The 25,360-nt window shown below is 71.4% G+C and carries 30 protein-coding genes and 1 pseudogene; 25 read left to right on the top strand and 6 right to left on the bottom strand.

The genetic code is table 11. The features are described from left to right. Positions 1-31: 31 nt before the first annotated feature. From ACFE87_RS04505 to ACFE87_RS04495, 3 genes are read left to right on the top strand one after another with little or no spacing between them, the layout of a single operon-like run. Positions 32-1,264: a phage portal protein gene (locus tag ACFE87_RS04505; RefSeq protein WP_375458423.1), complete on the top strand. Its 1,233-nt coding sequence runs from the start codon at positions 32-34 to the stop codon at positions 1,262-1,264. Beyond that, positions 1,261-1,848 (top strand): HK97 family phage prohead protease, encoded by a 588-nt coding sequence (locus tag ACFE87_RS04500; protein WP_375458422.1) that lies wholly within the window; start codon positions 1,261-1,263, stop codon positions 1,846-1,848. The genes ACFE87_RS04505 and ACFE87_RS04500 overlap by 4 nt, the downstream gene beginning before the upstream one ends. Further along, positions 1,845-3,101: a phage major capsid protein gene (locus ACFE87_RS04495; RefSeq protein ID WP_375458421.1), complete on the top strand. Its 1,257-nt coding sequence runs from the start codon at positions 1,845-1,847 to the stop codon at positions 3,099-3,101. The genes ACFE87_RS04500 and ACFE87_RS04495 overlap by 4 nt, the downstream gene beginning before the upstream one ends. A 48-nt stretch (positions 3,102-3,149) precedes the next feature. Here ACFE87_RS04495 and ACFE87_RS04490 read toward each other — a convergent pair whose 3' ends face one another. The 3 genes from ACFE87_RS04490 to ACFE87_RS04480 all read right to left on the bottom strand — a co-directional run bounded on the left by ACFE87_RS04490 (position 3,150) and on the right by ACFE87_RS04480 (position 5,483). Continuing rightward, a complete protein-coding gene (locus tag ACFE87_RS04490; RefSeq protein ID WP_375458420.1) occupies positions 3,150-3,722 on the bottom strand; it encodes a fasciclin domain-containing protein in 573 nt (190 codons plus the stop codon). 85 nt (positions 3,723-3,807) lie between these two features. After that, positions 3,808-4,578: a trypsin-like serine protease gene (locus ACFE87_RS04485; protein WP_375458419.1), complete on the bottom strand. Its 771-nt coding sequence runs from the start codon at positions 4,576-4,578 to the stop codon at positions 3,808-3,810. 107 nt (positions 4,579-4,685) lie between these two features. Beyond that, positions 4,686-5,483 (bottom strand): trypsin-like serine protease, encoded by a 798-nt coding sequence (locus ACFE87_RS04480; protein WP_375458418.1) that lies wholly within the window; start codon positions 5,481-5,483, stop codon positions 4,686-4,688. A gap of 4 nt (positions 5,484-5,487) precedes the next feature. Between ACFE87_RS04480 and ACFE87_RS04475 the strand changes: the two genes are divergently transcribed. From ACFE87_RS04475 to ACFE87_RS04420, 12 genes and pseudogenes are all read left to right on the top strand, one after another. Then, positions 5,488-6,060 (top strand): hypothetical protein, encoded by a 573-nt coding sequence (locus ACFE87_RS04475; protein ID WP_375458417.1) that lies wholly within the window; start codon positions 5,488-5,490, stop codon positions 6,058-6,060. Beyond that, positions 6,057-6,389, top strand: coding sequence for a phage head closure protein (locus tag ACFE87_RS04470; protein WP_375458416.1), 333 nt, complete (start codon positions 6,057-6,059; stop codon positions 6,387-6,389). The genes ACFE87_RS04475 and ACFE87_RS04470 overlap by 4 nt, the downstream gene beginning before the upstream one ends. After that, positions 6,386-6,805, top strand: coding sequence for a DUF3168 domain-containing protein (locus ACFE87_RS04465; RefSeq protein WP_375458415.1), 420 nt, complete (start codon positions 6,386-6,388; stop codon positions 6,803-6,805). Before ACFE87_RS04470 ends, ACFE87_RS04465 begins: the two co-directional genes overlap by 4 nt. Positions 6,806-6,832: 27 nt before the next feature. Continuing rightward, positions 6,833-7,243: a phage major tail protein, TP901-1 family gene (locus ACFE87_RS04460; RefSeq protein ID WP_375458414.1), complete on the top strand. Its 411-nt coding sequence runs from the start codon at positions 6,833-6,835 to the stop codon at positions 7,241-7,243. 1 nt (position 7,244) lies between these two features. Next, entirely contained in the window at positions 7,245-7,586 is a 342-nt protein-coding gene (locus ACFE87_RS04455; protein ID WP_375458413.1) for a gene transfer agent family protein, read from the top strand. Beyond that, complete coding sequence (locus tag ACFE87_RS04450) at positions 7,583-7,798, top strand: phage tail assembly chaperone (protein WP_375458483.1); 216 nt, start codon at positions 7,583-7,585, stop codon at positions 7,796-7,798. The genes ACFE87_RS04455 and ACFE87_RS04450 overlap by 4 nt, the downstream gene beginning before the upstream one ends. A 3-nt stretch (positions 7,799-7,801) precedes the next feature. Further along, complete coding sequence (locus ACFE87_RS04445) at positions 7,802-8,404, top strand: phage tail tape measure protein (protein WP_375458412.1); 603 nt, start codon at positions 7,802-7,804, stop codon at positions 8,402-8,404. Positions 8,405-8,419: 15 nt separating this feature from the next. Further along, positions 8,420-9,052, top strand: coding sequence for a TIGR02217 family protein (locus ACFE87_RS04440; RefSeq protein ID WP_375458411.1), 633 nt, complete (start codon positions 8,420-8,422; stop codon positions 9,050-9,052). A gap of 22 nt (positions 9,053-9,074) precedes the next feature. After that, positions 9,075-9,968 (top strand): DUF2163 domain-containing protein, encoded by an 894-nt coding sequence (locus ACFE87_RS04435; protein ID WP_375458410.1) that lies wholly within the window; start codon positions 9,075-9,077, stop codon positions 9,966-9,968. Further along, positions 9,965-10,396, top strand: coding sequence for a DUF6950 family protein (locus tag ACFE87_RS04430; RefSeq protein WP_375458409.1), 432 nt, complete (start codon positions 9,965-9,967; stop codon positions 10,394-10,396). Before ACFE87_RS04435 ends, ACFE87_RS04430 begins: the two co-directional genes overlap by 4 nt. Continuing rightward, a pseudogene (locus tag ACFE87_RS04425) lies at positions 10,393-14,317 on the top strand (glycoside hydrolase/phage tail family protein). The gene ACFE87_RS04430 and the pseudogene ACFE87_RS04425 overlap by 4 nt, the downstream one beginning before the upstream one ends. A 13-nt stretch (positions 14,318-14,330) precedes the next feature. After that, positions 14,331-16,085: a DUF2793 domain-containing protein gene (locus tag ACFE87_RS04420; protein WP_375458408.1), complete on the top strand. Its 1,755-nt coding sequence runs from the start codon at positions 14,331-14,333 to the stop codon at positions 16,083-16,085. A gap of 7 nt (positions 16,086-16,092) precedes the next feature. On the opposite strand, the gene ACFE87_RS04415 is transcribed toward ACFE87_RS04420, so the two are convergent. Further along, on the bottom strand, positions 16,093-16,347 hold the full coding sequence (locus ACFE87_RS04415) for a hypothetical protein (RefSeq protein WP_375458407.1): 255 nt from the start codon (positions 16,345-16,347) through the stop codon (positions 16,093-16,095). A 159-nt stretch (positions 16,348-16,506) separates the two neighbouring features. Here ACFE87_RS04415 and ACFE87_RS04410 point away from each other — a divergent pair, with 159 nt between their 5' ends. The 5 genes from ACFE87_RS04410 to ACFE87_RS04390 are packed head-to-tail and all read left to right on the top strand — an operon-like array spanning position 16,507 to position 18,776. After that, complete coding sequence (locus ACFE87_RS04410; RefSeq protein WP_375458406.1) at positions 16,507-17,247, top strand: N-acetylmuramoyl-L-alanine amidase; 741 nt, start codon at positions 16,507-16,509, stop codon at positions 17,245-17,247. A 54-nt stretch (positions 17,248-17,301) separates the two neighbouring features. Then, positions 17,302-17,625, top strand: coding sequence for a hypothetical protein (locus ACFE87_RS04405; protein WP_375458405.1), 324 nt, complete (start codon positions 17,302-17,304; stop codon positions 17,623-17,625). 19 nt (positions 17,626-17,644) lie between these two features. After that, positions 17,645-17,920, top strand: a complete 276-nt coding sequence (locus tag ACFE87_RS04400; RefSeq protein WP_375458404.1) for a hypothetical protein — start codon at positions 17,645-17,647, stop codon at positions 17,918-17,920. A gap of 3 nt (positions 17,921-17,923) precedes the next feature. Continuing rightward, the gene (locus ACFE87_RS04395) at positions 17,924-18,439 is read left to right on the top strand and encodes a hypothetical protein (RefSeq protein ID WP_375458403.1); all 516 of its coding nucleotides are present in this window, start codon (positions 17,924-17,926) and stop codon (positions 18,437-18,439) included. Further along, entirely contained in the window at positions 18,420-18,776 is a 357-nt protein-coding gene (locus tag ACFE87_RS04390) for a hypothetical protein (protein WP_375458402.1), read from the top strand. Before ACFE87_RS04395 ends, ACFE87_RS04390 begins: the two co-directional genes overlap by 20 nt. 15 nt (positions 18,777-18,791) lie before the next feature. Here ACFE87_RS04390 and ACFE87_RS04385 read toward each other — a convergent pair whose 3' ends face one another. After that, positions 18,792-18,962 carry a hypothetical protein gene (locus ACFE87_RS04385; RefSeq protein ID WP_375458401.1) on the bottom strand — a complete coding sequence of 57 codons (171 nt, stop codon included), beginning with the start codon at positions 18,960-18,962 and terminating at the stop codon, positions 18,792-18,794. 83 nt (positions 18,963-19,045) lie between these two features. Between ACFE87_RS04385 and ACFE87_RS04380 the strand changes: the two genes are divergently transcribed. The 5 genes from ACFE87_RS04380 (at position 19,046) to ACFE87_RS04360 (ending at position 23,139) form a co-directional block, all read left to right on the top strand. Beyond that, positions 19,046-19,372, top strand: coding sequence for a PepSY domain-containing protein (locus ACFE87_RS04380; RefSeq protein ID WP_375458400.1), 327 nt, complete (start codon positions 19,046-19,048; stop codon positions 19,370-19,372). Between the two features lie 15 nt (positions 19,373-19,387). Then, positions 19,388-20,071, top strand: a complete 684-nt coding sequence (locus tag ACFE87_RS04375; RefSeq protein WP_375458399.1) for a response regulator — start codon at positions 19,388-19,390, stop codon at positions 20,069-20,071. Positions 20,072-20,080: 9 nt separating this feature from the next. Then, complete coding sequence (locus tag ACFE87_RS04370; protein ID WP_375458398.1) at positions 20,081-21,463, top strand: ATP-binding protein; 1,383 nt, start codon at positions 20,081-20,083, stop codon at positions 21,461-21,463. A gap of 63 nt (positions 21,464-21,526) precedes the next feature. Continuing rightward, a complete protein-coding gene (gene ccmI / locus ACFE87_RS04365) occupies positions 21,527-22,645 on the top strand; it encodes a c-type cytochrome biogenesis protein CcmI (RefSeq protein ID WP_375458397.1) in 1,119 nt (372 codons plus the stop codon). Then, positions 22,642-23,139: a cytochrome c-type biogenesis protein gene (locus ACFE87_RS04360; RefSeq protein ID WP_375458396.1), complete on the top strand. Its 498-nt coding sequence runs from the start codon at positions 22,642-22,644 to the stop codon at positions 23,137-23,139. Before ccmI ends, ACFE87_RS04360 begins: the two co-directional genes overlap by 4 nt. A gap of 7 nt (positions 23,140-23,146) precedes the next feature. Here the strand turns inward: ACFE87_RS04360 and ACFE87_RS04355 are convergent, their stop codons facing one another. Further along, on the bottom strand, positions 23,147-25,303 hold the full coding sequence (locus tag ACFE87_RS04355; protein WP_375458395.1) for a putative bifunctional diguanylate cyclase/phosphodiesterase: 2,157 nt from the start codon (positions 25,301-25,303) through the stop codon (positions 23,147-23,149). Positions 25,304-25,360 lie beyond the last annotated feature (57 nt).

Genomic DNA, 25,360 nt, shown 5'->3' with positions numbered 1-25,360 from the left:
CACGACACCTCCTCGTTCCAAGGACCATCGCATGCTGCAACCGATCCTCGGCTGGCTCGGGCTCGCGCCCGACCGCAAGGCCGCGCAGACCCGGCCCCCGCCGCTCGGCTCGACCCTCGCCTTCTACCTCACCGGCCGGCCCGTCTGGACGGCGCGCGATTACACTGCGCTCGCCCGGGAGGGGTTCCAGCGCAACGCCGTCGTCCACCGCGCGGTCCGGCTGGTCGCGGAGGCGGCCGCCTCGATCCCGCTGACGCTCACGGAGGACGGACGGGCCGTGGATCGGCATCCCGTGCTCGACATCCTGGCGGCGCCGAACCGGCGCGAGGCCGGAACGCGCTTCCTGGAAGGCATCTACGGGCATCTGATGGTGTCCGGGAACGCCTACCTGCAGGCGGCCTCCGTCGATGGCGTGCCGCGCGAACTCTACGGGCTCCGGCCGGACCGGATGCGGGTGGTGCCCGGCACGGACGGATGGCCCGAGGCCTATGACTATGCCGTCGGCTCCCGCACCCTCCGCTTCGAGCAGGAGGGGGAGGGCGTCCCGCCCATCCTCCACCTCACGCTCTTCCATCCGCTCGACGACCATTACGGATCGTCGCCGATGGAGGCCGCGGCCGTCGCGCTCGACATCCACAATGCGGCCGGCGCCTGGAACAAGGCGCTGCTCGACAATGCCGCGAGGCCGTCCGGCGCGCTCGTCTTCGCCGGTCCCTCCGGCGCCTCGCTGACCGACATCCAGTTCGACCGGCTGAAGACCGAACTCGCGCAGAATTACCAGGGCGCCGGCAATGCCGGCCGCCCGCTTCTCCTCGATGGCGGGCTCGACTGGAAGCCGCTGTCGCTCTCGCCGAAGGACATGGATTTCGTGGAGGCCAAGAACGGGGCGGCGCGGGAGATCGCGCTCGCCTTCGGGGTGCCGCCGCTTCTCCTCGGCCTGAACGGCGACAACACCCACGCGAACTACGCCGAGGCGAACCGCGCCTTCTACCGCCAGACCGCGATCCCGCTCGCGCGGCGCACCGGCGAGGCGCTGATCCAGTGGCTCGGGCCGGCCTTCGGGCCCGCGTCGCGGGCGCACGGCTTCCGGCTCGAGCCGGATCTCGATGCGATCGAGGCGCTCGCGACGGAGCGCGAATCGCTTTGGCGACGGGTCGGCGGCGCGACCTTCCTGGACGAGGACGAGCGCCGCGAAGCGGTCGGCTACGGGCGGCGCGTCGCCGGCGCCCGGGCTCCGGCCTCTACTGGAAAGGCAACGGCATGAGACCGGCAGCAACCCGTCGGGCAGGCCCGGCCCGGGAGACGAAGCTCCTCGCCGATCCGGCCCTCGCCGTGTCCCGGGCCGGCGAGTTCGAAGGCTATGCGAGCCTGTTCGGCACGCCCGACCTCGGCGGCGACGTGGTCCTGCCCGGCGCCTTCCGGGACAGCCTGGCGCGGCGCGGTCCGGCGGGAATCCGCATGCTGTGGCAGCACGATCCGGCCGAGCCCCTGGGCCGCTGGATCGCGCTCTCCGAGGACGCGCGCGGGCTCCGGGTCAGGGGACGTCTCAACGCCAACGTCGCCCGTGCCCGCGAGATCGCCGCGCTGATGGCGGAGGGCGGCGTCGACGGGCTCTCGATCGGCTTCCGGGTCGTCGAGGCCGACCGCGACCGGGCGAGCGGCCACCGCCGCCTGCGCCGGGTCGACCTCTGGGAGATCTCGGTCGTGACCTTCCCGATGCTGCCGGGGGCGCGGGTCTCCGCGCCGCCTCCCGCCCCGACGCAGAGCCTGGCTCTCGCCATCCGCCGAGCCGCGATCCGGCTCTCCCACCCCGCCGGCCTGCCGGCGCTCACCATGAGGACACGATGACCCCCCACGCCCAAGCCCCCGAGACCAAATCCGCCGCCGCCGGCCGCGACGTCGCCGACGCCTTCGAGGATTTCGCCCGCGGCTTCGACGCCTTCCGGCAGACGAATGACGAAAGGCTGAGCCAGATCGAGAGCCGCCACGGCGCCGACATCCTCACGGACGAGAAGCTCGCCCGCATCGACGGCGCGCTCGACGACGCCAAGCGCCGGCTCGACCGGCTCCAGCTCGACGGGCGGCGGCCGGCGCTGGCCGGCCAGGCCCGCGACCGCCGCGACCCGGCACTCGTCGAGCACAAGGCCGCCTTCGACCTCTATGTCAGGGCGGGCGAGGCCGGCGGGCTGAAGGAGCTCGAGGCGAAGGCGCTCTCGGCCGGCTCCGGGCCCGACGGCGGCTACCTCGTTCCCGAGACGGTCGAGAAGGAGGTGCTGACCCGGCTCGCGACCCTCTCCCCGATCCGGGCGATCGCGTCGGTCCGGATCATCTCCGGCGGCCATTACAAGCGCGCCGTGTCGACCTCAGGCCCGGCCTCGGGCTGGGTCGGCGAAACGGCGGCGCGTCCGCAGACCGCCGCGCCCGGGCTCGCCGAGATGGCCTATCCGGCGATGGAACTCTACGCGATGCCGGCCGCGACCCAGACGCTGCTCGACGACGCGATCGTGAATATCGACGAGTGGCTCGCCGACGAGGTCGAGACCGCCTTCGCGGCCCAGGAGAGCGCTGCCTTCGTGGGCGGCGACGGCGTGAACAAGCCGAAGGGCTTCCTGACCTCCAGCACCGTCGCCGAGAGCAGTTGGAGCTGGGGCCATCTCGGTTTCGTCGCGACGGGCGTCGAAGGCGCCTTTCCGGCGGACGCACCGTCCGACAAGCTCGTCGAGCTCGTCTACGCCTTGAAAGCGGGACATCGGCAGAATGCCCGGTTCGTGATGAACCGCCGCACGCAGAGCGTGATCCGGAGGTTCAAGGACGATGGCGGGGCCTATCTCTGGCAGCCGCCCGCGACCGTCGACCAGTCCGCGACGCTGATGTCGTTCCCGGTGAGCGAAGTCGAGGACATGCCCGACATCGGGGCGGACAGCCTGTCGGTCGCCTTCGGCGACTTCCGGCGCGGCTACCTGGTCGTCGACCGGGCCGGCATCCGGGTGCTGCGGGACCCGTATTCCGCCAAGCCCTACGTGCTCTTCTACACGACGAAGCGGGTCGGCGGCGGGGTTCAGGATTTCGAGGCCATCAAGCTGCTGAAATTCACGGCCTGAGGCGAACCTCTCCCCGCCTGGGCGGGGAGAGGCAGCACTCGGGAGAGCTTACGTGGCCGGCATCATGACCGTGTCGACGACGTGGATGACGCCGTTCGACTGGTTGACGTCGGCGATCGTGACCTTGGACTTGCCGCCCTTGGCGTCCGTGATCTCGATCCCGCCGCCGGCCGCCATCGCGGTCAGGTTCTCGCCTTCGACCGTCTTCAGCATGGCTTTGCCGCCGCCATCCTTGATGGCCTTGGTGAGCTCGGCTGCGCCCATCTTCCCGGCCACGACGTGGTAGGTCAGGATCTTGGTGAGGGTCGCCTTGTTCTCGGGCTTCACCAGCATGTCGACGGTGCCGGCCGGGAGCTTCGCGAAGGCCGCATTGGTCGGTGCGAAGACCGTGAACGGGCCCTTGCCCGACAGCGTGTCGACCAGGCCAGCCGCCTTCACGGCGGCGACGAGCGTCGTGTGATCCTTCGAATTGACGGCGTTCTCGACGATCGTCTTCGACGGGTACATGGGCGCGCCGCCGACGGTGACGGTCTTCTCCTGCGCGGTCGCGACGGCGGCCATGCCGGTCAGCGAGACGCCGGCCAGCATCGCGGCCAGTATCAACCCTCTGGAATGTGTCATGGTTCAGCTCCGTTGAACCCCGCGTCAGAGCGAGGATGGCGGAGGTACGGCGGCGGCCGAGCGAAGGTTTCAGGCCTGCGCGGCGTTATCGTGCGGTCCAGTCGTAGGCGTTGCCGCCGGCGGAGGACGAGCCCCGCTCGGCCGAATAGCGCCGGAGCGCATCGGAGCGCGAGGCGATCCAGCCTTCGTGCTCCGCGACCGGGGTGACCGCGGTCAGGCCGCCGCAGGCCGTCGGGATGTTCGACTTGAGGGCGCCGCTCGACCAGCTCACGATGCCGAGAAGTTGATACGAGCCGGGTCCCCCCCGCACGATCGGGCCGCCGGAATCGCCCCGGCATGCGCCGGCGCCGGTGGTCTCGGCGAGCCGATCTTCGTCCGCCATCACGAGAACGCGATTACGCACCTGGAGCGTGCCGAGCGAGATCAGGCGGGTCTGGCGCAACACCCGGGCCGATCCGCGCCGGTTCTCGGCCGACAGGCCGAACCCGGCGAGATTGACGAAATCGCCTGGTGCGACACTGGACGCCGCGGCCGGGTCGAGGGGCGTGAAATCGGGGCCGAGAGGCCGGGCCAGCTTGATGATGGCGAGGTCGATTCCGGGCTGGTTCCGGGGCGTCGTGCCGGGCACGAAGTCGGGGTGCATCGCGGCCGCGACGGCCTTCACGGCAAAGCGCCGGAACCGCTGGTCCACGAGGACGACGCGGTAGGCGGCGCGCTGCAGCACGCAATGCGCCGCCGTGAGGATGAGGTCGGGCGCGATCACGGCGCCCGAGCACAATTCGCCGCGCGAGCTCTCGATCTGCACCACGGACCTGCGGAGGCCGTTCGGGTCCTGCGTGACCACGCCGCGGGTCACCGCGGCCGCCGTCGCCGGTGAGAGTGCAAGACAGGCGGCGAGCATTCTGATCAGGCGGCGCATGGCGGCACTTTGCGTCGCACTCTGCCGAACGGCAAGGGCCGGGCTCACTCCCACGAGGCGGCCCGCCCCCAGCCGGAGAGCGTCCGGTCGATCCAGGCGCGCTGGGGCGCGACGAGCACGCCTTGGCTCATCTCGCCACAGCGGGCCCGGCCCCGCCCGGTCGCCCAGGTCGAGACGGCGGCAACCGCGCCGCCCGCCGACGCGATCGGACCGCCGGAATCGCCTTCGCAGGCGCCGGATGCTCCGCCCCCGCTGCTGGCCGCCCAAAGCAGGATCCGGCCGGGCCCGTAGGGCTCGACGGCGGCGAGCGCGGCCGTCCTGAAGGTCCCGGTCGAGCGGGGATCGCCCTCGCGCGACACGCCGTAGCCGCCGAGCGAGACGGCCGCACCCTTCGCCGGAAAAGCGGTGGTGAGGGTCGCGGCGGAGAAGCCGGCCGGCAGGGCGGTCGCGGTGCGGATCAGCGCGAGATCGATGGATCGACGGCGCGCCTTCGCGGCTCCCCGGTCGTAGCCGGGATGCACGGTGATCGCGGACGGTTCGATCAGGATCGGCGAGCCGCCGCCGCCTGGAAGATGGATTCGGTACTGGTCGGTCCCGGTCGCGCAATGGGCGGCCGTGAGGATCGCGTCCTGCGCGACGACGATGCCGGAGCAGACCCCGCCGCGCGAGTTCAGGACCATCACGGTGGTTCGTGAGAGCGGCCCCTGATCATCGCTGCCGCCGACGACGGCGCCGGCCCTGACCGGCGCGAGCGCGAGCGCGAGCGCGAGAATGCGGCCGACGGCACGCGGAACAGCCGGCGCCGGTCGGCGCGGCACAGCATCGATCATATCCGGAGACATCGCGATGAGTCCGATAGCTCTCGTCGGCCCGGCCGTCGAGCCCGTCACGCTGGACGCCATGAAGCGCTACCTGCGGCTGGACGGCACCGAGGAAGACGACCTCGTCTCTGCCCTCATCATGGCCGGCCGGCTCACGGTCGAGCGAACCGCGCGGCTTTCGCTCCTCGAGCAAAGCTGGCGCGTGCGGCTCCGTTCCTGGCCGCCGGGCCGTGTCGTCGCCTTGCCGGTCTTTCCGGTCCTGGCCGTCGAGGCGGTCCGGCTGGTCCGCCCGGCCAGCATGCCGGACCTCCTGTCGCCCGACATGTATCGGCTCGACCTGGATTGCGACCCGGTCCGTCTCCTGATCGACGCCACGGCGCCGGACCCGGCAGGACCGCACGGCGCGATCGAGATCGATGTCGCCTGCGGCTACGGCAGCGCGCCCGCCGCGGTGCCCGAGCCGCTTCGCCTCGCGATCCAGAGGCTCGTCGCGCATTGGTTCGAGCATCGGGGCGACGACGGGCCACCGCCAGGCGGGAAGCTTCCGGCCGACGCCCTCGCGCTCGTCGCGCCGTATCTTCGGCCGAGGCTCGCATGAGGGCGCGTCCCAGCACCGGCCGGCGCGGGCGCCGCTTCACGCTCGAACTCCCGCTCGAAACGCCGGACGGGTTCGGGGGCGTGGTCCGCACCTACCAGCCGGGCCCGCAGCTATGGGGCGCGATGGAGCTCCTGTCGGGCTCGGAGCGGTTCCGGGCGGGGCGGGAGGAGGGGCTCGCCACGCACCGGCTCACCTTTCCGTTCCGGGACGGGGTCACGGCCGCGATGCAGCTCACGCTCGGCGTCCGGCGCTTCCGGATCACCCATGCCGGCGACCCCGACGGACGCCGCCGCGCGCTCGTCTGCCTCGTCGAGGAGTTCGGCCCATGAGCTCTCCCATCCTGCCGCTTCGGGCCGCGATCCGGGCGACCTGCCAGGCCGACGCCACGCTGTCCTCGCTGATGGGGGGACTGACAGGCCCCCATGACGAGGCGCCCCGGGGTGCGCCCCCGCTCTACGCCGTGTTCGGCGACGCGGTTCTGCGGGACCGCTCCACCTCGACCGAGCGCGGGCACGAACAGGACGTCTCGATCGTCGTCTACGCGAAGGCCGGAAGCGCCGCCTCCGCCCTCCGGGCCGCGGACCGGATGGCGGCGCTGCTCGACGATGCGCCGCTCGCGCTCTCCGGACACCACCTGGTCCGCCTGTCCGTCGGCGAGATCGCGAGCGACCGGGATCCGGAGACGCGCCTCGCCCGGGTGACCTTGCGGCTCGTCGCCGTGACGGACGTCGCCGCCGCGCCGTGAGGCAGGCCAACCAACGAGGATGATGGAATGAGTGCCCAGAAGGGGAAGGACCTCCTGATCAAGCTCGCCGACGGTGCGGGCGGCTTCGAGACCGTGGCCGGGCTGCGGACACGGCAACTCGCCTTCAATGCCGAGACGGTGGACGTGACGAACGCCGATTCGGCCGGGCGTTGGCGGGAGCTCCTGGCCGGAGCCGGAATGCGGCGGGCCGCGATGAGCGGGTCGGGCGTCTTCAAGGATGCCGCGTCGGATGCCCGGATGCGGGCCATCTTCTTCGATGGCGGCATCGAGATCCTGCAGGTGATCGTCCCCGATTTCGGCCGGATCGAGGGCGCCTTCCAGATCACGGGTCTCGAATACCGGGGCGACCATGCCGGCGAGGTCACCTTCGAGATGGCCCTCGAATCCGCCGGCGCCCTATCCTTCACGGCGCTCTGACATGGCCAATCGCAGACGCGGCGAGGTGAGCGCGACGGTCGATGGCCGGCGCTACACCCTGTGCCTCACCCTCGGCAGCCTCGCCGAATTGGAAGACGCCTTCGGCGTCGACGATCTCGGGGCGCTCGCGGCCCGGTTCGGCACGGGCCGGCTCTCGGTCATGGACCTTGTCCGCATCTTCGGCGCGGGGCTCCGGGGCGCGGGTCACCCGATCAGCGACGAAGAGGTCCGGGCGATGCCCGTCGGGGGCGGCTTGCACGAAATCGCGGCGGCCGTCGCGGCGCTTCTCGACGCGACCTTCGGAGCGCCGTCGCCAAACCCTCCCGAGCCGCAGCAGGCCTGAACCCGGAGCCAGGCGTCTCGCCCTTTCCCTGGGACGAGGTGCTGGGATTCGTGCTCGGCCGGCTGCGGTGGACTCCCGAGACGGCGTGGCGTGCGACGCCGCGCGAAATCGTGGCCGCCCTCGGCCCGCCTGCGCAAAGTCTCGTGCCTCTCCTCGGCCGGGACCTCGCCGCCCTGATGAGGTCCTACCCGGACCGCCAACCCGGAGATTGACCCATGCCGATGTCGGATGACGGCGAGGCGCTCGCCCGGCAGCAGCGCCAGCTCGAGACGCTCGATCGCCTGGCCCAGAGGTTCGGACAATCGCTCTCCGGCGCGCTCTCCGCCGGCACCTCGACCGGCAAGGAATTATCCGGCGTGCTCGACCGCGTCGCGAGCTCGCTCACGTCGTCCTTCGGACGCGACCTCGGTTCCACGATCGGAACGACGCTGTCCGGCGCGCTTCGAAACGCCGTCCAGTCGCTGTCGGAGACCGCGAGCCTGACGAGTTTCGGGGGTGGCGCCTTCCCGTTCGCGAGCGGCGGGGTCTTGGCTGCCGGGCGGCCGGTTCCCTTTGCGGAGGGCGGGGTAGTCGCGGCGCCGACCTTCTTCCCAATGGCGCAGGGCCGTCTCGGGCTGATGGGAGAAAGCGGGGCCGAGGCCATCCTGCCGCTCGCCCGGGGCGCCGACGGCAAGCTCGGCGTGCGCTCGGCCGCGGGCGGCACGACCCAGGTGACGGTGAACATCGCGGCCCACGACATCGAAAGCTTCCGGCGCTCCGAGGCGCAGGTCTCGGCCGCGCTCGCCCGGGCCGTCTCCCGCGGCCGGCGGGCTCTCTGAGCGGAGCGCACAGCCATGCCGACCGACTTCCACGAGATCCGCTTCCCGCTCGACATCGCGCTCGGGTCGCGCGGCGGACCGGTCCGGCGCACCGACATCGTGACGCTCGCCTCCGGCCGCGAGCACCGGAACGCGCGCTGGGCGAATTCGCGCCGGCGCTACGATGCCGGGCTCGGGATCCGGAATGTCGACGCGCTTCACGCCGTTCTCGTCTTCTTCGAGGAGCGGCGGGGCCGGCTGATCGGTTTCCGCTTCCGTGACCGGATGGACGATCGGTCCTGCCCGCCCTCCGCCGAGCCGACGGCGACCAATCAGCTGATCGGGACCGGAGACGGCGTCAGGACCGTCTTCCCGCTCGCGAAAAGCTACGGGACGGGCGCGACAGCCTGGCATCGGGCGATCGCGAAGCCGGTCGACGGGAGCGTTCGGATCGCCGTCGGCGGCGTCGCGCGCACCACCGGAATCGGCGTGGATGCGACGAGCGGCCTCGTCACCTTCGCGGTCCCGCCGCCTCCTGGAGCCACGGTCACGGCCGGCTTCCGCTTCGACGTGCCCGTCCGCTTCGACACCGACGCGCTCGAGATCGATCTCGCGGCCTTTCAGGCCGGGCAGATCCCGTCGATGCCGCTCATCGAAATCCTGCCCTGAGGGCATCAACCCGGAGCAGCTCATGCGAGCAATCCCGGCCGGTCTCGCCGGCCATCTCAGTGAGGGTGTGACCACCCTCTGCCGCTGCTGGACCCTGACCCGCCGCGACGGCGTCGTGCTCGGCTTCACCGATCATGACCGCGATCTCGTCGTCTCCGGCGTGACGCATTCCGCCGGGACGGGGCTCGAGGCCGCGGAGGCGACGAGCGAACTCGGCTTCGCAGTCGGCACCGGCGACGTCTCCGGCGCGCTGGACTCGGCCGCGATCGAGGAGGGCGACATCCTGCGCGGGCTCTACGACGATGCCTCGGTCGAGATCCGACTCGTGAACTGGGCCGACCCGGCGCAGCATCTCCTGCTCGAGCGCGCGTCCATCGGCGAGATCCGGTGGCAGGACGATTCCTTCGTGGCCGAGTTGCGTGGGCCGTTGCATCGCTTCGACGAGGAGCACGGCCTCATCTACCGCGCCACCTGCTCCGCCGAACTCGGCGACGCGCGCTGCCGGGTGGACCTCGCCAGTCCGGCCTATCGCGGGGAGGGGACCGTCGTTGAGACGGACGGCGCCCTGCGCCTATCGGCCGACGGCCTCGCAGCCCATCCGGAGGGCCTGTTCACGGCGGGACGCCTCCTTTGGACCGGGGGCGCGAATGCCGGTGACGCGATCGAGGTGGAATCCCACCGCGTGACGGAGGCCGCCGTCTCGCTAGACCTCTGGCAGCGGGCGGCTCGGCCGATCGTGGCCGGAGACGCCTTCGTCGTGACGGCAGGCTGCGACAAGCGCCTCGCGACCTGCCGCGACACCTTCGCGAACGTGCCGAACCATCGCGGCTTTCCGCACCTGCCCGGCAACGATTTCATCGTGAAGCTGCCGGTCCAGGGCGAGGCCGGGCTCGACGGCGGGAGCCTGTTCCGGTGACGCGCGAGGCGATCGTCGCCGCGGCGCGAGGCTGGATCGGCACGCCCTACCATCACCAGGCCTCGCTCCGGGGCGTCGGCTGCGACTGCCTCGGCCTCCTCCGGGGCGTGTGGCGGGAGGTGGTCGGGCCCGAGCCCGAACCGCCGCCGGCCTATTCGGCCGATTGGGCGGAGGCGTCGGGCCGCGAGACGCTCCTCGATGCCGCGCGCGCCCACCTCCTACCCGTCGCCGTCGAAGCGGCGGGTGCGGGTGACGTGCTCCTGTTCCGCTGGCGGGACCGGCTGCCGGCGAAGCATTGCGGCATCCTGACCGGGCCGGACCTGATGGTCCACGCCCATGACGGCGCGGCCGTCTCGGAAGTCGCCGTCGCGCCCTGGTGGTCGCGCCGGATCGCGGGCGCCTTCCGGTTCCCCGGAGTGGTGGAATGACGACGCTCGTCCTCCAGGCCGCCGACTCGCTCGTCGGCGGCGTCGCCAATGCCGCGACGTCGCTCGCCGGGCGCGCGGTCGCGAGCCTCTTCACCGGCGGGAGCAGGGCCGCGGATACGGTCCGGGTCACGGAAGGCCCGCGCCTCACCGAAATGGGCGGGCTCGCCTCGACGGAAGGCGCGCCGATCCCGCGCGTCTACGGCCGGGCCCGGATCGGCGGGCAACTGATCTGGGCGACGCGGTCGAGGAGGTCGTGCAGACGACGACCAGCGTCGAGCGCCAGGCGCCGAGCCGGGGCGGCAAGGGCGGCGGGAGCCAGGGAGCGACCCGCACCACGACGGCGACCACCTATTCCTATCTCAGCAATCTCGCGATCGGCCTCTGCGAAGGCCCCATCGCCTTCGTGCGCCGGGTCTGGGCGGATGGGCGCGAGGTCGATCTCACCGGGCTCACCATGCGGGTCCATACCGGGACCGAGACGCAGGCGCCGGATCCCCTGATCGTCGCCAAGGAGGGCGACGCGCCGGCCTATCGCGGGCTCGCCTATGTGGTCTTCGAGCGGATTCCGCTCGCACCCTACGGCAACCGCGTGCCGCAATTCTCCTTCGAGGTCGTCCGGCCTGCGGACGGGCTCCGTCAGCTGATCCGGTCCGTCTGCCTCGTCCCGGGCGCGACCGAGTTCGGCTACGACACGCAGCCCGTCGCCCGCCTGCTCGGGCTCGGGGCGTCCGTGCCCGAGAATGTCCACCAGCTCGTCCGCGCGACGGATGTCGCGGCGTCGCTCGACGCGCTCGAGGCGCTCTGTCCGAGCCTCGCCGGGGTGTCGCTCGTGGTGAGCTGGTTCGGCGACGATCTCTGGGCCGGCCTCTGCACCGTCGCGCCCCGGATCGACCTGGCCGGCAAGGCGACGTCCGGCGCGGACTGGTCGGTCGCCGGCCTGGTCCGGGCGACGGCGCAAGAGACGAGCCGAACGGCCGGGGTCGCCGCCTATGGCGGGACGCCGTCGGACGCGAGCGTCGTCCGGCTGATCGCCGAGCTGAAGGCGAGGGGGCTCGCGGTCACGCTCTATCCCTTCGTCATGATGGACATCGCCGAGGACAACGCGCTTCCGGATCCCTGGAGCGATGCCGGGCAGCAGCCGGCCTATCCCTGGCGCGGGCGGATCACCTGCCACCCGGCGCCGGGCCGGCCCGGCAGCGTCGACGGGACGGCGGCCGCGGCTGCGCAGGTCACGCATCTCTTCGGGGCCGCGAGCCCGGCGCATTTCGGCGTGTCGGGCGGTACGGTCACCTATGGCGGGCCGGCCGAGTGGAGCCTGCGCCGGCTCGCCCTGCACTATGCCCATCTCGCGGTTCTGGCCGGCGGGATCGATGCCTTCGTGATCGGCTCCGAACTCGTCGGGCTGACGCGGGTGCGGGGCGCCTCCGGCACCTATCCGGCGGTCGCAGCGCTCAGGAGCCTCGCGGCCGATCTCAGATCCGTGCTCGGCCCCGCGACGAAGCTGACCTACGCGGCCGACTGGACCGAATACGGCGCGCACGTTCGCGATGGCGGGGCGGAGATCCGTTTCCCGCTCGACGCGCTGTGGGCCGATCCGGCGATCGATGCGGTCGGGATCGACTGGTACCCGCCGCTCTCCGATTGGCGCGACGAGCCCGGCCATGCCGACGAGAGCGAAGCGGCCGGGCCTCACGATCTCGCCTATCTGCGTGGCAGGCTCCGGGCCGGCGAGGCCTTCGACTGGTACTACGCGAGCGAGGCCGACCGGGTCGCGCAGATCCGGACGCCGATCACGGACGGCGCCTTCGGCCAGCCCTGGATCTACCGGGCGAAGGACCTCGCCTCCTGGTGGTCCAACCCGCATGTCGAGCGGACCGGCGGCGTCCAGCTCGCGCCGAGCGGCTGGGTGCCCGGCTCGAAACCGATCTGGCTGACGGAGTTCGGCATCCCGGCCGTCGACAAGGGGCCGAACGGCCCGAACGTCTTTCCGGACCCGAAATCCTCGGAATCGGGGCTCCCGCCCTTCTCGGACGGGAGCCGGGACGACCTCGCGCAGCTGCGCGGGCTCGAGGCGGTGCTGTCCGCGCTCGACCCCGACCACCCGGACCATCGGCCGGATGCGAACCCGGCCTCGACGATCTTCCCGGGCCGGATGATCGACCCGGCGCGCAGCTCCGTCTGGTGCTGGGATGCCCGGCCCTATCCCGCCTTCCCGGATTTCGGCGAGGTCTGGGCGGATGGCGCGAACTGGGCGGCGGGCCATTGGATCACCGGCCGGCTCGAGGGCGTGCCGGTCGACCGGCTCGTCTCCGCGATCCTCGCCGATCACGGGCTCGATCCGGCCGGCACCGGAGCCCTGGACGGGTATCTCGACGGCTACGTGGTCGATCGCCCGATGTCGGCCCGCGACGCGCTCGACCCCTGTCGCAGCTCTTCGGCTTCGATGCCGCCAGCGATGCCGGGGCCGTAACCTGGCGCGGGCGTGGTGGAGGGGTCGACCGAATCCTCGATGCCGCCGACCTGGTCGCCGTCGAGGGCGACACCGTCCTGTCCCGGTCGCGGGCGCAGGAGACCGAGTTGCCGGCGGCACTGGAACTCGGCTTCACGGACGGGGAGGGGGAGTATGCGCGGGCCGCGGTCGGGTCGCGACGGCTCGCCGGCACGAGCCGCCGCGAGCTCGCGGTCGACGTCGCCGCCGTGACCCGGCGGGCGGAGGCGCAAAGACTTGCCGAGATCAGGCTCCAGGACCTCTGGGCGGCCCGTGAGACCGCCGCCTTCGCCCTCTCCCCGCGGGAGATCGCGCTGCAGCCGGGCGACGTGGTCGCGCTGGCGACGGGCGGGCAGGATCGCCTGCACCGCGTCGTCCGCATCACCGACGGTGCGGCGCGCGCCGTCGAGGTGCGGGCCGTCGAGCCTGCGGTCTTCCGGGCGAAGCCGCGGGACCTCGCCGGCACGCGGCCGCACCGGCCGCCGCTTCTCCCGGGCCCGCCCGCGGCGGTCCTCCTCGACCTGCCGGCCTCGGCGCGGTCGCCCGACGCCCTGCAACATCTCGCGGTCGCGGCCGATCCCTGGCCGGGCGCGGTCGCGGTCTGGCGCTCCGCCGACGGAGAGAGCTTCGCGCTCCAGGCGGTCGTGTCGGTCCCGGCGGTGATCGGGCGGACGCTCACGACTTTCACGCCCGGGCCCGTCTGGCTCTGGGACGAGCTGTCGAGGCTGGATGTCGAGATCTCGGGCGGCGGCCTCAGCACGAGCACGCGCGATGCGGCGCTCGCCGGGGCCACGCTCCTCGCGATCCGGGGTCCCGACGGCGCCTCGGAGGTCGTCTCGGTCCGGTCGGCCGAGCTGATCGGGGAGCGCCGCTACCGCCTGTCGGGCTTCCTGCGCGGCCTCGGCGGCACCGAGCGGCTCGCCGTCCATACGCTCGCGGCGGGCGCCGCCATCGTCAGGCTGGACGGCGCCGTCCTGTCGCTCTCGACGTCGCTCGCCGATCTCGGCCGGAGCTGGACCTATCGCATCGGCCCGGCCGGCCGCGACCATGCCGATCCGGCCTGCGTCGAGATTTCGGCCGGGGTCGGGCCGACGGCGCTGATGCCGCTCTCGCCCGTCCAGCTTCGGGCGCGGCGTCGGGCGGATGGGATCCTTCTCTCCTGGATCCGGCGGACGCGCCTCGACGGCGACAGCTGGGACGTGGCCGAGGTCCCGCTCGGCGAGGAGACCGAGGCCTACGGCCTCGACATTCTCGACGGCGGCGGCGCGGTCAGGCGGAGCGTCGCCTCCGCGACGACCGAGTGGCTCTACGCCCATGCGGACGAGCTCGCCGATTTCGGGGGGCCGCAGGGGCAGATCTCGCTGCGGGTCGCGCAGCTCAGCCGCGTGGCCGGTCGGGGCTTCGACGCCGCCCGAACCGTTCCGGTCCTCTGAACAGGAACATCCCATGCAGGATACGCCGAACCTGGCTTTGCCGCTGATCGCGGCCGCCCAAGCCCAGAAACACGTCACCCACAACGAGGGCCTCCTCGCGATCGACGCGCTGCTGCAATGCGCGGTCGCGGACAAGGACCTCACGGTCCCACCCGGCTCTCCCGTCGCGGGCCAGCGCTACATCGTGCCGTCCGGCGCCACCGGCGCCTGGTCGGGCAAGGCGACCCTGATCGCGTGCTGGCAGCAGGGGTTCGGCTGGAGGTATTTCGCGCCGAAACCCGGTTTCATGGCCTTTGTGCTGGACGAGAGCCTGCTCTACGTCTTCGACGGCGCCGCCTGGACCTCGCTCACCTCGGCCTTGGCCGCGATCCAGAATCTCGGCCGGCTCTGCATCGGCACGACCGCCGACGCCACGAACCCCTTCGCGGCCAAGCTCAACAAGGCATTGTGGACCGCGAGGTCCGTCGCCGAGGGCGGCGACGGCGATCTCCGCTACACGCTGAACAAGGAAGCCGCCTCCGACATCGTCTCGCTCCTGTTCCAGACCGGCTTCTCCGGACGGCTCGAATTGGGGCTGATCGGTTCCGACAACCTGTCGGTCAAGGTGAGCCCGGACGGGACGACCTGGCGCACCGCGCTGAGCCTCGATGCCGGCACCGGAAGCCTCGATTTCACGTCGCCCTTCACGACGGTCGCCTCGGCCGCGACGACGGATATCGGATCGCTCCCCAGCCGGAAGATCCTCGTCACCGGGACGACCGCGATCACGTCCTTCGGATCGGCGGCCAGCAAGGAGCGCATCCTCGTCTTCACGGGAGCGCTCACGCTCACCCACAACGCGACGACGCTCATCCTGCCGGGCGCGGCGAACATCACGACGGCGGCGAACGACGTCGCCCATGCGGTGTCCGATGCCGCCGGCAGCTGGCGCATCGCGGCCTATGCCCGCGCGAGCGGGAAGTCGGTCGTCGCCGGCTCGGCAACGGAGGTGGGGCTCGGGCCTACGGTCACGCCCAGCTTCGGGGGGCTCGTGCTGAACAGCGCCGGACCCTTCCTGACCTTCGCGGCCTCCGCTGCCCCGGCCACGATGGGCATGTCCATCTCGGTCGGCGGGACGAGCCGCTGGTTCCATTTCTTCTCGGACGGCACCGGCGAGACCGGAAGCAATGCCGGCTCGAACTACACGCTGTCGCGCTACAGCGACGCGGGAGTGTATCTCGGCCCGGGCTTCAGCGTCATGCGGGCGAGCGGCAACGCGACCTTTCACGGAACCGTCTTCACGCCGACCGGCACGGTCACGACCTCGGACGCCCGCCTGAAGACGGAGGTGCAGCCCTTCGATGCCCCCCGGATCGCGGCCGCCCGCGACCTTGCGGCGGCGATCGGCTCGTTCAAGTTCCTCTCCTCGATCGCCGAGAAGGGAGAGGCGGCGGCCCGCACCCATACGGGCCTGACGGTTCAGCGCGCGATGCGGATCCTGGCCGCCCACGGCCTCGATCCCGTCGCCGAGGCCTTCATCTGCTACGACGAATGGGAGGCCTGCGCGGAGCTTCCGCCGCTCGAGGCCCGCGCGGCCGTCATCGCCGAGGACGGCAGCGAGACCGAGCCCGCGACCGACGGCCGGCCCGGCATCCCGGCCCGGCCCGCCGGAAGCGAATACCGGTTCCGGACCGATCAGCTCGCGCTGTTCATCGCCCGCGGGCAGGAGGCCGCCCTGGCCGGAATCGAGGCCCGTCTCGCCGCGATCGAGGCGCGGCTCGCGGCCTGACGGCGCCTCAGCCGTCGAGCAGGCTCTCGGCGAAACCTTCCGGGATCTCGCCGAAGGTCCCGAGGATGGTCGCGGTGAAGAGCTCGCCTGTTTCCTCGTCGGCCACGATGCACAGGGCGGCCGCGCCCGGCAGGCGGGTCGCCAGCGCCTCGGCGCGTTTGAGGGCGCCCCCCTGCGTCGGGGCGACGTCCCTCTGTCCAGGGACGAGTCGCTTCCGCTTCAGCTCGAAACCCTGAACCACGAAGGTCGTCTTGCTGGCCATGGGATCCCGCAAAAAAAGAGGCGGCCGAAGCCGCCTCGTCGAGGTCGGTTGATACCAGTGCCGCGAGGGCAGACTGCCAACCTCGCCCTCTGGCTAGCACAACTCGCCCGTCCTGTCCCGCCCGGCCTCGCGCCGGGCTTTTTCTTGTGCGGAGATGGTATGGATCGCGTGAAGCTCATCCAGCGGGCGCTCGTCGCGCAGGGCTACAAGGCCGGTGCGGCCGACGGCCTTCCGGGGCCGCTCTACGACGCCGCGGTCCGGGCCTTCCAGCAGGGGCGCGGCCTCCTCGTGGACGGCATCGTCGGGCCGGTCACCGAGGCCGAGTTGTTCGGGCTGCCTGGGACGCGAGAGCCGCCGGTCGCCGCGCCGCCCGGTCGCGTGCCGGCCGCCTGGATGCCGGATTGCCGGATGAAGGGCATCGTCGTCCACTGGACGGCCGGAGCCCACGAGGCGACCGATCTCGACCGCCAGCATTACCACCTGCTGATCGAGGATGACGGCCGGCTCGTCCGCGGCATCCCGACGATCGATTCGAATGCCGTCCCGATCAAGCCGGGCTATGCCGCCCACACGCTGAACGGCAACGGCGGCATGATCGGCGTGTCGCTCTGCTGCATGGGCGGGGCGATCCCGAGCCCGTTCAGCTCGGGCCCCTTCCCGATGACGCGCGCCCAATGGGACGCCCTCCCGCGAGTCCTCGGCGATCTCTGCCGCCGCTACGGCATCCGCGTGGCGCGGAACACGGTCCTGAGCCACGCCGAGGTGCAGCCGACGCTCGGCATCGCCCAGCGCGGCAAGTGGGACATCGCGCGCCTCTCCTTCGACCACTCGGTCGTCGGCCCACTCGCCTGCGGCGACATCGTCCGCGCCCGGACGGCGGCTCTGCTCGAGGCCGCATAGCGAGGCTCCCCGCTCGCGCTCGCCCACCCTTCATCCAACCATCAGGAGATCAGCATGAAACGACGCGTCATCGCGGCGGCCGCGCTCTCGTGCGCGCTCGCCGGATGCATCGGCCTGCCAGGCCCGGGAGCCCGGACGGCGAGCCTGGGCGCCAAGGTCGAGACCGCCCTGGTCCAGCTCGCCCGGTCCTGCGCGGCCCTCCGGGCGGGGCTCGCCATGGCGGACCTGTTCGCGTCCGGAGGTGCGACTGCCGCGCTCGACGAGGCGGAGGCCGTGATCGACGCCGTCTGCACCGACCCGCCGCGCGACGCCGCCGGCGCCCTGGCTGCCGCCCTCCGGGCGGCCGCGGCCCTCCGGGCCGTGCGACCCGCATCCTGAAGCTCGAGGAGAGCCCAACATGACCCGAGAACAGATCTTCTCCATCCTCCGCCAGATCATGCTGGTCGGCGGCGGCACCTTCGTGTCGCGCGGCTGGTTCGACGCCGTGACCTTGAACGACCTCGTCGGCGCGATCCTTATCATTATCGGCGCGGGCTGGGCACTCTACGAGCGCCGTGGCGCCGGGCTCCTCGCCTCCGCCGCGGCTCTGCCTGAGGTCCGGGCCATCGTCACCGACGCGACAGTCGCGGCCTCCGCCTCGAGCGACAAGGTCGTCGGCTCGGGGGAGGGCTGACCGATGCGGCCCGGCACCGGCGACCCCCATCCGCGCCTCGCCCTGGCCAATCCTGCGGCCGGACGTCTGATCGAGCGCCCATTCCCGTACGGCCCGACGCGCTGGACCGAACTCTGGCTCGCCTGCGTCATGGCCCTGTTCGGCGCCTGTCTCTTGGCCGGAGGCGACACCTTCGCGCTGCCGTCCTACCGCGTGATCAAGGCCTTCGCGTCGGAGGATGCGACGGGTGCCGCTGCCGCCGTCGTCGCGGCTGCCCGCCTCGCGGCCCTCTGGCACGACGGCCGCATCCGCGCGGCCCCCCTCGTCCGGGTGGCGGGCTGCGCCGGCGGCTTCCTGTTCTACACGGCGCTGGCGGTCGGCTTCGCGCTCGCCGCGCCCCCCTTTCCGACGGGCCTGATCTACGGCGCCCTCGCGGCCGCGGAGCTGCATGCATCGAGCCGCGCGGCCCGGGATGCGGTCCTGTCGGACAGTTTGGGCGTTAGGCGACGGAGGCGGAACCGTGAACAGCCTGCTGCCTGACGCGGAGAGCTGGATCAAGGTCGCCGGCGCGGCCGTCGCGGTGCTGATGGCCGTCCTCGTCCCGCTCCGGAGCTGGATCGTGGAAGACCGCCGCTACCGGGCGCAGACGCTCGAAGCCTTGACCGGCGCTTCCCGGACCGTCGTCTCCGGCTTGTCCGCGCCGTCTTCGATGCTCGCCGATACGCTGACCGTCGCCGCGCTGGCCGAGGCCGTGAACCGGGTCGCGGCAGCCATGGAGACGCTTGTCGAGACCGAGCAGGATCGGGACAAGGACCGCCTCACGCGCGCCCTGGAGCGGTTCCTCCTCCACCACGGGCAAGGTCCGCCGGCTCCGTGACCCTGGCGCTATCGGTCAGCGGACCTTCCAGCTTGCCGGCCACCAGCCATTCTGTTCGGCGAGGACGACGACCAGGATCACGGCCAGCGTCCCGGCGAGGATCACGGGCCAGACCCGGCCGGGGAGTCCGCGGCCGATCAGAAACAGCACGGCAATCAGCGCCACGACGCCAACGATCTTGTCCATCCGAACTCCTCGCCTGCTTCGTGCCAACCCTGGCCCGCAGGACGTTCACCGGCAATTCAGGCCGCAACCTCTATTGAGGTCCAATGCGCGTTTTCTCCATAGCCTTCGGATTGGCATGGGTCCTCGCCGCCTCCGCGGCCGGCGCGGCCCCGCCCCCGAAACCTCACCGCGAGACGGCCTGCCTGTCCTCCGGAGATGCGGCCGAAGCGGTTACGATGCACAAGGTGATCGCCCCGGCCGAGGCCCTCGGGAAGGCCAGGGGGGCCGTCCCGAACGCCGACGTGCTTCGCGCGTCCCTCTGCCGCGATCCGGATGCGCTCGTCTATCGCATCACCGTGCTGCGGCCCGACGGCCGGGTCGTCCGCGTGACGGTGGACGCACCTTCGGGCAAGGTCCGCCACGTGCATTGAGAGCGAGACCCGACCGTGCGCCTGCTGCTCGTCGAAGACGACAAGAACCTCAACCGCCAGATCGCCGCCGCGCTCGTCGATGCCGGCTACGCCGTCGACAAGGCTTTCGACGGCGAGGAGGGCCAGTTCCTGGGCGAAACCGAGCCCTACGACGCGGTGGTGCTGGACCTTGGGCTGCCTGGGATCGACGGCGTCTCGATGCTGACGAACTGGCGCCGGGCCGGGAAGAAGATGCCTGTCCTGATCCTAACGGCCCGCGACCGCTGGAGCGACAAGGTCCAGGGATTCGACGCGGGCGCGGACGATTACTTGGCGAAACCCTTTCACATGGAGGAGCTCCTGGCCCGCCTCCGCGCGCTCCTCCGCCGCGCGGCCGGCCACGCCACGAGCGAACTCGTCTCGGGCGCGGTGCGGCTCGACACGCGGTCCGGCCGCGTCAGCGTCGACGGCAATGCCGTGAAGCTGACCTCGCACGAATACCGGCTGCTCTCCTATCTGATGCACCAGTCCGGCCGCATCGTCTCGCGCGGCGAGCTGACCGAGCATCTCTACGACCAGGATTTCGACCGCGATTCCAACACGATCGAGGTCTTCGTCGGCAGGTTGCGCAAGAAGCTCGGCGTGGACCTGATCCAGACGGTGCGCGGCCTCGGCTACCTGATCGACAGCGTGGATCAGAAGGCCGGCACCCCATCCTGAGCCGTGGCCATGCGGCTTCTCGCGGGACGGTCGATCGCGGTCCGGCTTGCGGTCTCGTCCCTGTTCTGGAGCGGCCTCGTCCTGCTGGTCGCGGGACTGATCCTCTCGACCCTGTATCTTCGAGCCACCGAGCGGTCCTTCGACGAACGGCTTCTCGTCTACGCGAACGATCTCGCGGCCGACCTCGTCGCCACGGATGACGGGCAGCCTCGCGACCTCGGTTCCCTTGGCGACCCGCGTTTCGAGATACCGCTCTCCGGCTGGTATTGGCAGGTCGGGCGGGTCGACGCCCCGCCGAAGGACCTGCGCTCGTCGCGCTCGCTCATCGGCAACCCGCTTCCGATGCTGGCGCCGGCCGTGGCCGACCGGCCCTTCGGCGACGTGCGCAAGGACAATGTGTCGGGCCCGGAGGGCCGGCTCCTGCGCGTGGTCGAGCGCGACATCGACCTCGGCGAGGACGGCCGTTTCGTCGTCAGGGTCGGGGGACCGACGGACGAGATCTCCTCGGCCTTCCGCCGCTTCGTCCTGGCGCTGATCGCGACCTTCCTGCTGCTGGGCGTCGGGCTCGGGCTCTCGACGCTGCTGCAGATCCGGTTCGGGTTGCGTCCCCTCATCGAACTCCGGGGCGCGGTCTCGGCCGTCCGCCGTGGCGAATCGGAGCGGATCTCGGGCGCCTATCCGGGCGACGTCGCGCCGCTGGCGGACGAACTGAACCTCCTCCTCGAGGCCAATCGCGAGATCCTCGAGCGGGCCCGCACCCAGGTCGGCAATCTCGCTCACGCGCTGAAGACCCCGCTCAGCGTCATCGTCAACGAGGCCGACGGGCCGACCGACGACCTGTCGTCGCGGGTGCGCGAACAGGCGACACTCATGCGCGACCAGATCGAGCATTACCTGAACCGCGCCCGGACCGCGGCGCTGTCCGGGACGCTCGGGACCATGACCGAGATCGCGCCCGTGATGGAGGCTCTGCGCCGCACCTTCGGCAAGATCTTCCAGGACCGCGCGCTCGAGATCCTGGTGTCGGTCCCGGACGGGGCTCTGTTCCGGGGCGAGCGCCAGGATTTCGAGGAGATGGCCGGCAACCTGATCGACAATGCCTGCAAATGGGCCTCGTCCCGGGTCGAGGTCGCGATCGAACTCGCAGAGGATCGCGGCCGTCACGTGATCCGGGTCGTGGTGGAAGACGACGGGCCGGGCCTGCCGGAATCGGCGCACGCCGAGGCGAAGAAGCGTGGCCGCCGGCTCGACGAGACGAAGCCCGGCTCCGGCCTCGGCCTGTCGATCGTGGTGGACCTGTCCAGCCATTACGGGGGCCGCCTGCAACTGGGCGCGTCCCGGCTGGGAGGTGCCCGCGCGGAACTCGAATTGCCGGCCGTCCCCGCGGCCTGACCAGGCTGTCGCTGTGGCCACGTGCCGCTTTCGGGTCGGCCGCGGCGCGTTGTATGTCGAGGGATGGCTCTCTGGATCGTGTTGGCGTTGATGACGGGGGCGGCCGTCCTGGCCGTCCTGTGGCCCTTGTCCGGTACGTCGGCTGCGCCGTCGTCCGAGGTCGGCAGCGACGTCCCGTTCTACCGGAACCAGCTCGCCGAGATCGATCGGGACCAGGCACGTGGTACCCTGGCCGCCGCCGAGGCCGAGGCGGCTCGCATCGAATCGAGCCGGCGCCTGTTGAGGGCGTCCGCCGAAGCGCCGAGCACCGTCGACGCAACCTCCGAGCCGGCGCTTCGTCGCCGCCGCACCGCGTCCGCCCTGGCGCTCTCGATCGTGCCCATCACCGGCCTCGCCATCTATGGCGGGCTCGGCTCTCCCCAACTGCCCGCCCAGCCGGTCTCGGCCCGGGTGGCGGCCGCCCCGACCGCCCCGACCCTCCCGAAGGAGGTCGCCTCGGCCCTGGCCCGGATCGAGGAGCATCTTGCCGCCAATGCGGGCGACGCACGCGGCTGGGACGTCCTGGCCCCTATCTACCTGCGGGCCGGGCGTTTCGACGACGCGGCGCGCGCCTATGCGCAAGCCCGCAAATCCGGGGGCGACACGGTCGAGCGACTGCTGGGCGAGGGCGAGGCGCGGGTGAGTGCCGCGGAAGGCGTCGTCGAGGATGACTCCCGGGCGTTGTTCAAGCGCACGCTCGAACTGGATGCCTCCATGCCGGCCGCACGCTATTACCTGACGCTCGCCGCCGAGCAGCAGGGTGACGGCGAGGCCGCGCGCGCGGGCTATCGCGCGTTGCTCGCCGACGCGAAGCCGGACGCACCCTGGGTGTCGCTTGTTCGCTCCCGCCTGGCGCGTCTCGAGGGCCAGCCCTCGCCGAGCGCCGGTCTGCCGCCCCATTCGGTCACGCCGGACATCGCCGCCATGGTCTCCGGGCTCGACGACCGACTCGCTGCGAATGGCGGCAGCGAGGCGGAATGGTCGCGGCTCGTGAGGTCATTCGTGGTCCTGGGCCGGCGCGACGATGCGCTCCACCGGCTCGCCCAGGCGAGAGACGGCCTGAAGAGCGACACGGCCGCGCTGGAACGCCTCGATCGTCTCGCCTCGGAACTCGGTCTCCGGGCGGAGGTGGCGGGCCGTTGATCCGGGCGGGCCGGGGAGGGCGGCTCCGTCCAGCCCGTTGGGCTTGGCTCTGCCTCGTCGGATGGGGGCTGCTCTCCAGTCCCGCCGGCGCCGTTCAGCCGGACGAACTTCTCCCCGATGCGAAGCTCGAATCGCGGGCCCGCACGATCTCGGCCGAGATCCGCTGTCTCGTCTGCCAGAACCAGTCCATCGACGATTCCGAAGCCCCGCTCGCCCGCGATCTTCGCCTCCTCGTGCGCGAGCGGCTCACGACGGGCGACAGCGACGAGGCCGTCCGGGATTTCGTGGTGCGGCGTTACGGGGATTTCGTGCTGCTCCGGCCCCCATTCGGCCCGCGCACGCTGATCCTGTGGTTCGGACCCGTCCTCATCGTGGGCGGCGCCGCTGCCTATCTGTTCCTCGGCCGACGCCGGCTCGCCGCCGCCTCTCCCGTGCCCCTGAGCGCGGAGGAGGAGACTCGCCTGCGCGCCGTCCTCGAGCTCGAGCGAGGCTGATCGGCTCCTAGGCCGCGACGGCGATGCCCTGCGGGCCGGGCAGAACCGGAAGGCCTCTTTCGGCCAGCAGCACGTCGATGTCGGCGGCGGGTACCGGCCGCGAAAACAGATAGCCCTGCAGCTGATGACAGCCGAGCGCCTGGAGGAAACGGTGCTGCTCGTGGGTTTCGACGCCCTCGGCCGTGACGGTGAGCCCGAGCGCGCGGCCGAGATGCACCATCGAGTGAACGAGGATCGCCGATTCGCCGGTCGCTTCCATGCTCTCCAGGAAGGACCGGTCGATCTTGATGGTGTCGAAGGCGAAGCGGCGCAGGTAGATCAAGCTCGAATAGCCGGTGCCGAAATCGTCCAGCGCCAGATGGATGCCGAGGGCCCGAAGCTCCATGATCGCGCTCTCGGCCGCGTCCGCGTCCTCGACGACGACGCCCTCCGTCAGCTCGAGCTCGAGGCGTCCGGCCTCGAATCCGGTCTCGTCCAGCAGGGCGACGACCTTCTCCACGAAATCCCGGTGACGGAACTGGATCGGCGAGACGTTGACAGCGACCCGCAGGCCCGGCCACCTTTTTCCGTCCTCGCAGGCCTGCCGCAGAACCCATTCGCCGAGCGGGATGACGAGGCCTCGCTCCTCGGCAATCGGGATGAACTCCGCAGGCGAGATCATCCCGCGGGTGGGATGCGGCCAGCGTACCAGGGCCTCGACGCCGACGATCCCGATCCCGTCCGACGAGAAGAGTGGCTGGTAATGCAGCACAAGGCCGTTCCGGGCGATCGCGTTCCGAAGCTCCTCCTCGACGAGCTTGCGCATGCGGAGGGTCTCGTCCATCCGGCTCTGGAAATAGCTGAACCGGTTCCGCCCCTCGCCCTTCGACTGGTAGAGCGCGGCGTCGGCGAGACGCATCAGCGATTCCCGGTCCGATCCGTGCTCCGGAGCGAGCGCGATGCCGATCGATGCACCGATGATCACCTGACTGTCGGCGAGTGCGAAGGGCTTCGTCAGCGCCTCGAGAATGCGCCGCGCCAGCATGCCGGCATCATCCTTCGAGCGGAGCGCCGTCTGGATGATCGCGAACTCGTCGCCCCCGAAACGGGCGGTCGTGTCGGTCGAGCGCACGAGGTTGGTCAGCCGCTCCGCCACGAGCTGGATCAGGTCGTCGCCGACCTGGTGGCCGTAGGTGTCGTTCACGTCCTTGAAGCGATCGAGGTCGATGAAGAGGACGGCCAGCACGCCGTCCATCCGCGGCAGTCGGGCGAGTTCCCGGTCGAGCCGCTCGCCGAAGAGCAGCCTGTTGGCCAGACCCGACAGGGGGTCACGACCGATCATGTCGCGAGAGCGGGCCTCGGTCGCCGCGAGGTCGCGCGCGAGGTGGTGCAGATAGCCCGCGACGATCCCGAACAGCACCACGGCGATGGCGAGGCCGGTGAGGGTCAAGGGGACGAGGCGCTGCCGCATGACGTCGCCGGGACGGCTGGGGGACCAGCTCATCTGGCCGGTCACCTCTCCGGCGGCGTTCCGAAGCGCGAGCGATGCACCCGCGTCGGCGGGTGGTTTCGACGAGATGGTCAGTTGCTCGATGTCCGGGAAGGCCAGGATCCGGCGGAGTTCTTCCATGCTGACGTTTTCGGTGGCGAGGAGTATGGCGGCCCGTGGCGCGCTATCGGGACCGGGAACCTGCACGGCCATCGCGAGCGCCGCGTAGGCTTGCGCTCCGTCGAAGAAGAGGCGAGTGGCGGCTTCATCCAGACGCCGGGGCGGCGGATTCCCGTCACTGTCCCGCAAGAGGAGGAGGGCGTCCACCACCGGGCCGGCGAGGCTTCGGAGCCGGTCCACGCTGCCCGGGGTCACGGCCGCGCCGCGATCGAGCCCTGCCAGCGGGATCCAATCCGGCGTCATCAGGACGACGGTGTCGAGGTCCCGCAGGCTCGCGATCTGCTCGTCGAAGGCGGACTTGCGTTGCACCGTGGACGGAGCGGCGGTCAGGCCCTCGAGGATCCCGGGCCGGGAGAGGAAGTCGGACAGCCGGGTCTGGAAACGGCCGAGGCCGTGGTCGATCGCCACGGTGAGCTGCTCGCGCTGACGCTCCACCGCGAGTTCGTTCACGCTGTCGCTGGTCCACAGGATGGTCGAGAAAACGATCCAGAGCGTTCCACCGAACAGCACTGCCATCGGCCACAAGAGCCGAGAGAGCAACACGCCATGAGACCGGGCGGAGGTGACAGCGTG

This window comes from uncultured Enterovirga sp. (assembly GCF_964242715.1).
GTDB lineage: Bacteria > Pseudomonadota > Alphaproteobacteria > Rhizobiales > Beijerinckiaceae > Enterovirga.
This window is presented reverse-complemented; position numbering and strand designations above follow the sequence as displayed.